General features: G+C 71.7%; 10 protein-coding genes. 7 read left to right on the forward strand and 3 right to left on the reverse strand.

From position 1 onward, the window contains the following. Positions 1 to 250: 250 nt before the first annotated feature. Together ACFXBC_RS15735 and ACFXBC_RS15740 are read right to left on the reverse strand one after the other, a co-directional pair. On the reverse strand, positions 251 to 1,057 hold the full coding sequence (locus tag ACFXBC_RS15735) for a sugar phosphate isomerase/epimerase family protein (protein WP_385023816.1): 807 nt from the start codon (positions 1,055 to 1,057) through the stop codon (positions 251 to 253). Positions 1,058 to 1,330: 273 nt separating this feature from the next. Further along, a complete protein-coding gene (locus ACFXBC_RS15740) occupies positions 1,331 to 2,392 on the reverse strand; it encodes a LacI family DNA-binding transcriptional regulator (RefSeq protein WP_385023818.1) in 1,062 nt (353 codons plus the stop codon). Between the two features lie 252 nt (positions 2,393 to 2,644). Here ACFXBC_RS15740 and ACFXBC_RS15745 point away from each other — a divergent pair, with 252 nt between their 5' ends. Genes ACFXBC_RS15745 through ACFXBC_RS15755 form a run of 3 tightly spaced genes read left to right on the forward strand, consistent with a single transcriptional unit; the run spans position 2,645 to position 5,795 of the window. Beyond that, positions 2,645 to 3,796: a Gfo/Idh/MocA family protein gene (locus ACFXBC_RS15745; protein ID WP_385023820.1), complete on the forward strand. Its 1,152-nt coding sequence runs from the start codon at positions 2,645 to 2,647 to the stop codon at positions 3,794 to 3,796. Continuing rightward, positions 3,793 to 4,965 (forward strand): dihydrodipicolinate synthase family protein, encoded by a 1,173-nt coding sequence (locus ACFXBC_RS15750; RefSeq protein ID WP_385023822.1) that lies wholly within the window; start codon positions 3,793 to 3,795, stop codon positions 4,963 to 4,965. Before ACFXBC_RS15745 ends, ACFXBC_RS15750 begins: the two co-directional genes overlap by 4 nt. Positions 4,966 to 4,997: 32 nt before the next feature. Next, the gene (locus ACFXBC_RS15755) at positions 4,998 to 5,795 is read left to right on the forward strand and encodes a sugar phosphate isomerase/epimerase family protein (protein ID WP_385023836.1); all 798 of its coding nucleotides are present in this window, start codon (positions 4,998 to 5,000) and stop codon (positions 5,793 to 5,795) included. A gap of 74 nt (positions 5,796 to 5,869) precedes the next feature. Here ACFXBC_RS15755 and ACFXBC_RS15760 read toward each other — a convergent pair whose 3' ends face one another. Then, positions 5,870 to 6,772, reverse strand: a complete 903-nt coding sequence (locus ACFXBC_RS15760; RefSeq protein WP_385023824.1) for an alpha/beta hydrolase — start codon at positions 6,770 to 6,772, stop codon at positions 5,870 to 5,872. Between the two features lie 45 nt (positions 6,773 to 6,817). Here ACFXBC_RS15760 and ACFXBC_RS15765 point away from each other — a divergent pair, with 45 nt between their 5' ends. The 4 genes from ACFXBC_RS15765 to ACFXBC_RS15780 form a co-directional block, all read left to right on the forward strand. Beyond that, positions 6,818 to 7,294, forward strand: coding sequence for a MarR family winged helix-turn-helix transcriptional regulator (locus ACFXBC_RS15765; protein WP_385023826.1), 477 nt, complete (start codon positions 6,818 to 6,820; stop codon positions 7,292 to 7,294). A 387-nt stretch (positions 7,295 to 7,681) separates the two neighbouring features. Then, positions 7,682 to 9,091: a family 2B encapsulin nanocompartment shell protein gene (locus tag ACFXBC_RS15770; RefSeq protein ID WP_385023828.1), complete on the forward strand. Its 1,410-nt coding sequence runs from the start codon at positions 7,682 to 7,684 to the stop codon at positions 9,089 to 9,091. 38 nt (positions 9,092 to 9,129) lie between these two features. After that, on the forward strand, positions 9,130 to 10,467 hold the full coding sequence (locus ACFXBC_RS15775; RefSeq protein ID WP_385023830.1) for a family 2 encapsulin nanocompartment cargo protein terpene cyclase: 1,338 nt from the start codon (positions 9,130 to 9,132) through the stop codon (positions 10,465 to 10,467). A gap of 15 nt (positions 10,468 to 10,482) precedes the next feature. Further along, positions 10,483 to 11,348: geranyl diphosphate 2-C-methyltransferase (locus tag ACFXBC_RS15780; protein WP_385023832.1), on the forward strand; the 866-nt coding region annotated here is incomplete at its 3' end.

An 11,348-nucleotide genomic window follows, 5' to 3' on the forward strand; every position in this document is an offset into this window, starting at 1 on the left:
CTGAGTGCCCGGACTGGCCGAGTGTCCGGGCTGACCGCGTGCCCGGGCTGACCGGCTGCCGGGGCTGATCGCTCGGGTCCCGCCGTCTGCCGGGTTCCGGGTGAGCGCTGCCCGCCGGGACCCGGCCGGGCCACCCGGGCGAGCGCTACGCGGCGGAGCGCCACCCGGCCGTGTGCTGCCCGGCGGAGCGCCACCAGGCCGTGTGCTGCCCGGCGGAGCGCTACCCGGCGGAGCGCTACCCGGCCGTGCGCTACCCGGCCGGGGGCGCGGCCGCCGCCGCTGTCAGCCGCTCCAGGTGTTCCCGACCCGCCGTCAGCAGCCCCGGCAGCTCCGCCGCCTGGGGGTACCAGCGCTTCTCGTACTCCCAGCAGAGCCACCCCCCGTCCGGCGCGAGCAGCTCCACGCACTCGCCGAGCGGCAGCACCCCGGCGCCGAGCGCGAGCGGGGTGGTGTCCTCGGCCGACGCGACATCCTTGACCTGGGTGTAGCCGAGGTGCGGGGCGAGCACGGCGTGGCTGGCCGCGGGGGTCTCGCCGCCCAGCCAGGTGTGCATCACGTCCCAGAGCGCGCCGATGTTCCGGTGGCCGACCGGGCCGAGCACCCGGGCCGCGTCGGCGCCCGTGCGGTGCGAGTCATGGGTTTCGAGGAGGATCCGTACGCCCTTGTCGGCGGCGACCTCGGCGGCCGCTCCCAGCCTGCGGGCGGCGGCCGCGTCGGCCTCGGCCGAGTCCTGGCCGCCACCGCCGGGGAAGACCCGGACGAACGGTGCGCCGAGGTCGGCGGCGAGGAAGACCAGTTCGGCGATATCGCCCTCGATCTCCTTGTCGTCACCGGGTGCGGCCACCCTCACGTATCCGGCCACTCCGAGGATCTCGACCCCGTTGCGGGCGAACTCATCGGCCGCAGCGGCCCGTTCCCGCAGTCCGGTGCCGGGGTGCAGGACCTCCTCGGCGTGGGCGCGCAGTTCGACCCCCTGGTAGCCGTTGTCCGCCGCGAGCCGTACCACGTCCGGGACGGTGATTCCTGGCACTCCGAGGGTGGAGAACGCGAATTTCAACGCACTGTTCCTTCCTGAAGGCTGAGCCGCCGGGCCTGGCTTCCGGCGCCCCGGCAGTTCCGTCCGATCCGGCCGGTTCCGTCTGGTCCGACCGGTTCCGTCTGATCCGTTGGCCCGTCCGGGCCCTGGTCTCCGTTTGCCCCGGTTCCCGCGGATCCTGCCTGCTGATGCCAGGTCATCATTGGTCCACGGGACCCGTCCCCGGCAATCCGCCTCGCGGTCGGGGCCGCCCATCGCCCCGGCCGGCGCATGGCGGAGGCACGGCGGGACCTGTCACCGGCCGGGCGGAGCCGTCGACGCGCGGATCACCAGCTCGCCCCGCACCACCGCGACCCCGCCCTTCGGCGCCGCCTCCCGGCCCATCGCGAGCCGCCCGGCCCGCGCCCCCGCCTCGTACAGCGGAAGCCGCACCGTCGTCAGGGCCGGCGACGCGTCCACCGAGAACGGCAGATCATCGAAACCGGCCACCGAGACGTCATCGGGAATCCGCAGCCCCTGGTCCCGCAGCGCCGCGCACGCGCCCAGCGCCACCGTGTCGTTGGCCGCCACGACGGCCGTCAGCCCCGGTTCCCTGCGCAGCAGTTCGAGGGTGGCGTCATAGCCGGAGCGGCGGTCGTAAGGCCCGTGCACCGTGAGCCCGTCCGATCCGTCGGACAGCCCGGCCGCCGCCATGGCCAGCCGGTGGCCCGCCAGGCGGTCGCGGGTGGTGGTCCGTTCGGCGGGACCGGCCGCATAGCCGATCCGCCGGTGTCCGAGCGTCAGCAGATGTTCGGTGAGCCGCTGCCCGCCGCCCCGGTTGTCGAAGGGCAGCGCGGTGACCGCGGACTCGCTGCCGGGGACCGGCGGGCGCCCGCAGAGCACCACCCGGGTTCCGGCGCCGGCGAGTCTGGTGAGCTTCGCGGAGACGGCGGCGGTGTGCTCCGGATCCTCGATGGCGCCGCCGGTCAGCACGACCGCGGTGGCGCGCTGGCGCTGGAGCAGCGTGAGATAGGTGAGTTCGCGCTCCGGGGAGCCGCCGGTGTTGCAGACGACCGCCAGCTTCTCGCCGCCCCCGCGTCCGCTGCCCTCCTGGCCGCTGATCTCCGACTGGGCCGCCCCCGCCATGATGCCGAAGAACGGGTCGGCGATGTCATTGACCAGGACGCCGACCAGGTCGGACGTGGCGGCTGCCAGGGAGCTGGCCGGGCCGTTCAGTACGTAGTCCAGCTCGTTCACGGCCGCCAGTACGCGCTCCCGGGTGGCCGCCGCCACCGGGTAGTTGCCGTTGAGCACACGGGACACCGTCGCCGGGGAGACCCGTGCGCGGGCCGCGACGTCCGAGAGCGTCGTTGTCATGTCTGCCTCCGTGCCACTCGCCCGCATCTCCTGTCACATGATCCCGCTCGGCTGACCGCCCCGCGCGGCTGCCCGCGCCCGTTGCCGCGGGCCCGCCTCTTGTCGGGGCCGGTGTCCGCAGGTTAGCTTCATAGCGCGTAGAAAGCGCTTGCTATCGCTCGCTTCCTACCGCACGCTTGCCATCGCCCGGTGCGGGCCGTGTGCACGGCCTGTGTGCAGGACCGCGTGCGTCACCCTGTGGAGGGACCTTTCGTGACACGTAAGACAGTGCGGATCGCCATGAACGGCGTGACCGGCCGGATGGGCTACCGCCAGCACCTCGTCCGCTCCCTCCTCGCGATCCGCGAGGAGGGCGGCCTCGACCTCGGCGACGGCACCCGGCTCTGGCCCGAGATCGTCCTCGTCGGCCGCCGTGAGCAGGCGCTCAGGGAGATGGCCGAGAAGCACGGGCTCGACCAGTGGTCCACCGACCTCGACGCCGTACTCGCCGACCCGGCCGTCGACATCTACTTCGACGCCCAGGTCACCTCGGCCCGCGAGGAGGCGCTGCGCAAGGCCATCGCCGCCGGGAAGCACATCTACACCGAGAAGCCGACCGCCACCGGCCTGGAGGGCGCCCTTGAGCTGGCGCGACTGGCCAGGACCGCCGGAATCAAGCACGGTGTCGTCCAGGACAAGCTGTTCCTGCCGGGGCTGCTGAAGCTCAAGCGCCTCATCGACGGCGGCTTCTTCGGGAAGATCCTGTCCGTCCGGGGTGAGTTCGGCTACTGGGTCTTCGAGGGCGACTGGCAGGAGGCCCAGCGCCCCTCGTGGAACTACCGCGCGGAGGACGGCGGCGGCATCGTCGTGGACATGTTCCCGCACTGGGAGTACGTCCTGCACGAGCTGTTCGGCCGGGTCACCTCCGTACAGGCCCTCGCCGCCACCCACATCCCGCAGCGCTGGGACGAGCGGTCCGAGCCGTACCCGGCGACCGCCGACGACTCCGCCTACGGGATCTTCCAGCTGGAGAGCGGAGCGGTCGCCCAGATCAACTCCTCCTGGGCGGTGCGGGTCAACCGCGACGAGCTGGTCGAGTTCCAGGTCGACGGAACCGAGGGCTCTGCCGTCGCGGGGCTCCGCAACTGCCGTGTCCAGCACCGCAGTTCCACACCCAAGCCGGTCTGGAACCCGGACCTGCCCGCCACCCACGCCTTTCGCGACCAGTGGCAGGAGGTCCCGGACAACGGCGACTTCGACAACGGCTTCAAGGTCCAGTGGGAGCTCTTCCTGCGTCACATCGCGCTCGACGAGCCGTACCACTGGGACCTGCTGGCGGGCGCCCGCGGTGTGCAACTCGCCGAGCTGGGGCTGAAGTCGTCCGCCGAAGGCCGCCGTCTCGACGTCCCGGAGATCACGCTGTGACGATCCTGCTGCCACGCGCCGACGGTGCGGGCCCCGGCGGTACGTACGCCTACACGCCCCGCACCGAACCCGCCGCCTTCACGGCCGGCGGCGCCCCGCTCGCCTCCCGTACGGTCTTCTCGGCCGCCCATGTCGTCGCCGACCCGTACGCCGATGTGTCGCCGGACGGGCCGCCCGCCGTCGACTGGGACGCCACCCTCGCCTTCCGCCGCCACCTCTGGTCCCACGGGCTCGGCGTGGCGGAGGCCATGGACACCGCGCAGCGCGGCATGGGCCTGGACTGGCCGGTCGCCGCCGAGCTGATCCGCCGCTCCGCGGCCGAGGCCAGGGCGGCCGGCGGCGCCATCGCCTGCGGTGTCGGCACCGACCAGCTGGCACCCGGCGATGTGACGCTGGACCAGGTCACCGAGGCGTACGAGGCCCAGCTCGCCGTCGTCGAGGAGACCGGGGCGCAGGCCATCCTGATGGCATCGCGCGCGCTCGCCGCGACGGCGAAGAGCCCCGACGACTACCTGGAGACCTACGGCCGACTGCTGCGCCAGTCCGCGGAGCCGGTCATCCTGCACTGGCTCGGGCCGATGTTCGACCCGGCGCTCGACGGCTACTGGGGCTCGCCCGACCTGGACGCGGCGACCGACACCTTCCTGGAGGTCATCGCGGCCCACCCGGACAAGGTGGACGGCATCAAGGTCTCGCTGCTCGACGCGGAGCGCGAGGTACAGCTGCGCCGCAGGCTCCCTGACGGGGTCCGCTGCTACACCGGGGACGACTTCAACTACCCCGAGCTGATCGCGGGCGACGAGCGCGGCTTCAGTCACGCGCTGCTCGGCATCTTCGACCCGCTGGGCCCGCTCGCCGCCGAGGCGGTCCGGGTCCTGGACACCGGCGACGCCCAGGGCTTCCGCGACCTCCTGGACCCCACGGTCGAGCTGTCCCGGCATCTCTTCCAGACCCCGACCCGCTTCTACAAGACGGGTGTGGTCTTCCTGGCCTGGCTGGCCGGGCACCAGGAGCACTTCACGATGGTCGGCGGCCTCCAGTCGGCCCGCTCGCTGCCGCATCTGGCGCGGGCGTACGAACTGGCGGACCGGCTCGGCCTCTTCCCCGATCCGGCGCTCGCCCAGAGCAGGATGACGTCCCTGCTCCATGTGTACGGAGTCGCACAGTGACCGCAGACCTCGCCCGCTTCAGCATCAACCAGATGACCGTGAAGCAGCTCTCCCTGCCCGAACTCGTCACCGCCTGCACCGACCTGGGCGTTCCCGGGGTGGGCCTCTGGCGCGAGCCTGTCCAGCGGTACGGGGTGGAGGCGGCCGCCGCACTCGTACGGGAGGCGGGACTGCGCGTCACCACCCTCTGCCGCGGCGGTTTCCTCACCGCGACGGAACCGGCCGAGCGGGCGGCGGCGCTGGCGGACAACCGTACGGCGATCGACGAGGCCGTGACCCTGGGTACCGACACCCTGGTGCTGGTCTCGGGCGGACTCCCGGCCGGCTCCAGGGACCTGCACGGCGCCCGCGAGCGGATCGCGGACGCCCTGGCCGAACTCGGCCCCTACGCGGCCGAGCGCGGGGTGCGCCTGGCGATCGAACCGCTGCACCCGATGTTCGCCGCGGACCGCTGTGTCGTCTCGACCCTGACCCAGGCCCTGGACCTGGCGGAACGCTTCCCCGCCGAGCAGGTGGGCGTCGCCGTGGACACGTACCACATCTGGTGGGACGACCGGGCGCCCGCGCAGGTGGTCCGGGCGGGCGAGGGCGGCCGTATCTGCACCTTCCAGCTGGCGGACTGGACCACCCCGCTGCCGGCGGGCGTCCTGAACGGCCGCGGACAGCTCGGTGACGGGTCGGTGGACCTGCGGGAGTGGCGCGAGCGGGTGGACGCGGCCGGGTACACCGGGCCGGTCGAGGTGGAGTTGTTCAACGAGGAGCTGTGGGCGCGGGACGGTGTGGAGCTGCTGCGGGAGACCGCCGAGCGGTATGTGAAGCACGCGCTGTAGCCGTACGGGAGCCGTAGGGGAACTGCCGGGAGCCGTACGGAACCGCGCACGGAACGCGCTCCTCCGGGGTGACGTCAGGAGGCGGGGACGCGCTGGGCGAGGAAGAGGGCTGCGCGGTCGAGTGCCTGGTCGGCCTCGTCGAGCGTCCCGCCCGCGAAGGCCTGGAAGACGTGCGGTGCGTCCGCGGTGATGTCGAGGATGACGTCGACTCCGGCGTCCCTGGCGCGGGTGGCGAGGCGGGTCGAGTCATCGAGCAGGATCTCGTTGCCGCCCACCTGGATGAGAAGCGGGGGGAAGCCGGTCAGGTCGGCGAAGAGAGCCGGGCTGAGCAGGGGCTGCTCGGGGTCCTGGCCGGCGAGGTACATGGCCCCGGTGTGCAGCACGGCGTCGCGGGTGAAGACCGGGTCGACGCCCTCCTTGGCCGTCATGCTCCCGCCGGTCCTGGTGGCGTCGAGGCCCGGCGAGAAGGCCACGATCGCGGCGGGCAGCGGCAGGCCCGCGTCGCGGGCGGCGAGCGAGGTGGTGACCGCGTAGCCGCCACCGGCGGAGTCTCCGGCGAAGGCGACAGATGACGGGTCGAGGCCGCTGTCGAGAAGGGCGCGGTAGGCGCTCAGATTGTCCTCAAGACCCGCCGGGAACGGGTGCTCGGGGGCCAGCCGGTACTCCACCGAGTACGAGGCGAAGCCGGTCTTGGAGACGAGCTGCGCGGTCAGCGGGAGCGCGGTCTCCGGTGAGCCGAAGACGAAGCCCCCGCCGTGGAAGTACAGGATGGTGCCGGGCCGGGCCCCGCTCTCCGGTGTGACGTGCAGGGCGGGCCGGTCGCCGAGCGTGGTCGGCGCGGTGCGCACGTCGTCCGGCACGAACATCGTGTCCATGAGGGCCCTGAACCCGGCGCGCAGTTGCCCGACGGAGCGCGGGCCGTCGGGCCGGGGCCGGCGGAGCATCGCGTCGACCTCGGCGAGCTGTTGCTTGCTCATCTGCTTCCTCCCGTGTGCTGCATGCTTTCCACTACACTATATTCCATGGCATATAAATCGGCTGAAGGTCCCGTTGACCTCCCCGCGTTCTTCGCGGATCTCGTCCGCTGCGAGACGCGCCTGTACAACGCGCTCAACGACCACCTGCGCGAGCGGCACGGGATCGTGACGTCGCAGTTCGAGTTCCTGCGGTTCCTCCGGGAGCATTCGGGGGCCCGGGTGGCCGACGTCGCCGCGGAGTTCGCCATCGGCGCCGGCGCGACCAGTAAGAGCGTCGACCGCCTGGAGCAGCGGGGCTTGATCGTCCGCCAGGCCAACCCGGCGGACCGCAGATCCTCATTGCTGGCCCTGACCGGCGACGGCTCACAGCTCCTCCACGCCGCCGAGGTCACCTTCACCGCACGCCTGGGCGAGCTGGTCGAAGACACCCTCGACCAGAACGCGACAGCGGCCGTCGGCCGGGCCCTTCGTCAGCTGCGGTCCGCGCTCGAACGCGACGGGGTCGGCACCCCCACCGGCTGAGAGGCCCGGCCCCCGCCGCCTGCCCGGTGCGCGGCCGCCTGCCCGGCGCGTGGCCGCCGGGGGAGCCGATGGCCGGGATGCCCCTGGCCTGTTACGGCCTCCAGGGGGCGGTGCGGTGGCCACCCGGGGACGGTGGTGTGCGAACTCCGCTGACCCGAAGGGCGGTTGACCAGGGGCTGAAAGTCGTCGGTCAGCCGGATAAACCTGATGCGGGGCGAGATCGCTGCATCGAAGTAACTCCTCCGCTGCTCCGGGCGAGTTGGGCGGACCGGCGGTTAGCGTTCCGGTGGTCCTGGGGGGATTGCCGGTGATGTCGCCGTCTGTTCTCTCTTCCACCGTTTGGTGCGCCGACGCCGATCACCGCCGTCACAAAGGAGAACGCGACTGATGACCGTTGAGACCGGCCCGGAGACCGGAGTGCGGCCGCCCGCGCAGTCCAGTCTGAGCACGGCAGCCGCCCGTAACCTCGCCACCACGACCAAGTCCGCCCCGCAGATGCAGGAGATCACCTCCCGGTGGCTGCTGCGGATGCTCCCCTGGGTGGAGACCAAGGGCGGCGCCTACCGGGTGAACAGACGGCTGAGCTACACCGTCGGGGACGGGGTCATCGAGTTCGTCCAGGACGGCTCAGGTGTCCGGGTGGTCCCGCGCGAGCTCGGCGAGCTGGCGCTGCTGCGTGGCTTCGACGACGTCGAGGTGCTGACCGCCATCGCCGACCGGTGCGTCCAGCGCGACTTCCGGGCCGGTGAGGTGCTGGCCGAGCGCGGCAGCCCCGCCGAGCAGATCCATCTGATCGCCCACGGCCGGGTCAGGCAGACCTCCATCGGGAAGTACGGCGACGAGACAGCGGTCGCCCTGCTCGCCGACGGCGACCGGTTCGGCGAGAACGCCCTGCTGGACACCGAAGCGACCTGGGACTGCACGGCCAAGGCCGAGACCGCGGGCACCCTGCTCACCCTCTCCCGCGCCGACTTCGACGCCGTGCTCTCCGAGGCGCCGGGCCTCCAGGCCCACATCCGGGAGTTCGGCTCGCTCTCCGGCAAACCGCAGACCCGGCACGGCGAGGCCGAGATCGCGATGTCGGCCGGGCACACCGGCGAGGCACAGCTGCCGGGCGCCTTCGTCGACTACGAACTCCGTCCACGTGAGTACGAACTCTCCGTGGCGCAGACGGTGCTGCGGGTCCACAGCAGGGTCGCCGACCTCTTCAACGGGCCGATGAACCAGACGGAGGAGCAGCTCAGGCTCACCATCGAGGCGCTGCGCGAGCGCCAGGAGCACGAGCTGATCAACAACCGCGAATTCGGGCTGCTCCACAACGCCGCCTTCAAGCAGCGCATCCAGACCCAGTCGGGCCCGCCCACCCCGGACGACCTCGACGAGCTGCTGAGCCGGCGCCGCGGCACCAGGCTCTTTCTCGCCCACCCCCGGACGATCGCGGCGATCGGGCGCGGCTTCAACGCCTACGGGGTCTATCCGGACCATGTCGACCTCGGCGGCCAGCAGGTCCCGGCCTGGCGCGGGGTCCCGATCCTGCCCTGTAACAAGATCCCCGTCAGCGAGGAGAACACCAGCTCCATCCTCGCCATGCGCACCGGCGAGGACAACCAGGGCGTCATCGGCCTGCACCAGACCGGCCTGCCGGAGGAGTACGAACCGGGGCTCTCGGTGCGCTTCATGGGCATGAACGAGCAGGCGATCATCTCGTACCTGGTCACCGCCTACTACTCCGCGGCCGTCCTGCTGCCCGACGCGCTCGGCGTGCTGGAGAACGTACAGATCGGCCACCGCGCCTGAGTCCTGGCGGGCCCGGCCACCTCACCAAGGAGCTAAGGATGCCCGATCCCGGGCCTTCACCCCGGCAGCCGAGCGCTGCCCTGCAACGGATTCTGTGCGGCCCCAGCGGACTGGGCACGGCGGGCCTGCACCTGGGCCGGCGGGCGGAACTCCTGGAGCACACTGAGACCCTGGAGCACCCCGGACCCCCGGAACTCGCGGCGCATCCGGAATCCGCGGTGCACCTGGAGCCCCCGGCGCACCAGGAAGCCCTGGTTTCACCGGCGCCCCCGGTCCTCCCGGGCCCCCTGGTTCCACCGCAACACCTGGCTCTCCCGGGGCGCCCGGTTCCGCCGGGACCCCCCGCCTTCCCGGTCCCCCCGGCCCCTTCGGCGTCCCGGTCGGCGGACCCGGTGGAGGGCACGCCGGTCCCCGGTCTCTACCACCATCCGGTGGCCCACCCCGACCCGGTGCGGGTGGCGGAGGTCAGCCGGCGGATCAAGGCATGGGCGGTGGACGAGGTCCAGGCGTTCCCCCCGGAGTGGGAGGACCAGTTCGACGGCTTCTCCGTCGGCCGGTACATGGTCGCCTGCCACCCGGACGCGCCCAGTGTCGACCATCTGATGGTCGCCACCCGGCTGATGGTCGCCGAGAACGCGGTCGACGACTGCTACTGCGAGGACCACGGCGGTTCGCCCATCGGGCTCGGCAGCCGCCTGCTGCTGGCCCACACCGCCCTCGACCCGCTGCACACGACCCAGGAGTACCAGCCGGAGTGGGCCGAGTCGCTCCTCTCGGACGCGCCCCGGCGCGCCTACCGCTCCGCCATGGAGTACTTCAGCCGCCAGGCCACCCCCTCGCAGACCGACCGGTACCGGCACGACATGGCCCGTCTGCACCTGGGATACCTGGCCGAGGCCGCCTGGTCCCAGACGGACCACGTACCCGAGGTGTGGGAGTACCTGGCGATGCGCCAGTTCAACAACTTCCGCCCCTGCCCCACCATCACCGACACCGTCGGCGGCTACGAACTCCCCGCCGACCTGCACGCCCAGCCGGCGATGCAGCGGGTCATCGCGCTCGCGGGCAACGCCACGACGATCGTCAACGACCTCTACTCGTACACCAAGGAACTCAACAGCCCCGGCAGACATCTGAATCTGCCCGTGGTGATCGCCGAACGTGAGGCCGTCTCCGACCGGGACGCCTATCTGAAGGCGGTCGAGGTCCACAACGACCTCATGCACGGCTTCGAGAGCGAAGCCGCCGCGCTGGCTGCCGAGTGCCCCGTCCCGAGCGTGCTGCGTTTCCTCCGGGGCGTGGCCGCGTGGGTCGACGGCAACCACTACTGGCACCGGACCAACACCTACCGATACAGCCTGCCCGATTTCTGGTAAGGAACGGACTCCACCATGACCAGCACCGAGCTCACCACCGACGCCCCCGTCTTCATCCCCAGCCCGGCGTCGCCGTACCAGGGTGACATCGCCCGGTACTGGGACCGCGAGGCCAGGCCCGTGAATCTGCGTCTCGGTGACGTGGACGGGCTCTACCACCACCACTACGGCATCGGCGACGTCGACCACGTGGCCCTGGGGGACCCCCGCGACAGCGAGTACGAGAAGAGGCTGATCGCCGAGCTCCACCGGCTGGAGTCGGCGCAGGCCGAAGTCCTCCTGGACCAGCTCGGATCCATCGGGCGCGACGACACGCTCGTGGACGCGGGCTGCGGCCGGGGCGGTTCGATGGTGATGGCCCACCAGCGGTTCGGCTGCAAGGTCGAGGGGGTCACCCTCTCCGCCAAGCAGGCCGACTTCGGCAACGAGCGTGCGCGGGAACTGGGTATCGACGACCATGTCCGCGCCCGGGTGTGCAACATGCTCGACACGCCCTTCGATGCGGGGCAGGCCGCGGGCTCGTGGAACAACGAGTCGAGTATGTACGTCGACCTGGACGACCTCTTCGCCGAGCACTCCCGCATCCTCGGGACCGGTGGCCGCTATGTGACCATCACCGGCTGCTGGAACCCGCGTTACGGCCAGCCGTCGAAGTGGGTCTCCCAGATCAACGCGCACTTCGAGTGCAACATCCACTCCCGCCGGGAGTATCTGAAGGCCATGGCGGACAACCGCCTCGTACCGCAGACCATCGTCGACCTGACGGCCGCGACCCTGCCCTACTGGGAGCTGCGGGCCACGTCCTCTCTGGTCACCGGGATCGAGGAGGCGTTCATCAACTCGTACAAGGACGGCTCGTTCCAGTACCTGCTGATCGCGGC

Origin of the sequence: Streptomyces sp. NPDC059398 (assembly GCF_042751845.1) — a bacterium.
Classification (GTDB): domain Bacteria; phylum Actinomycetota; class Actinomycetes; order Streptomycetales; family Streptomycetaceae; genus Streptomyces.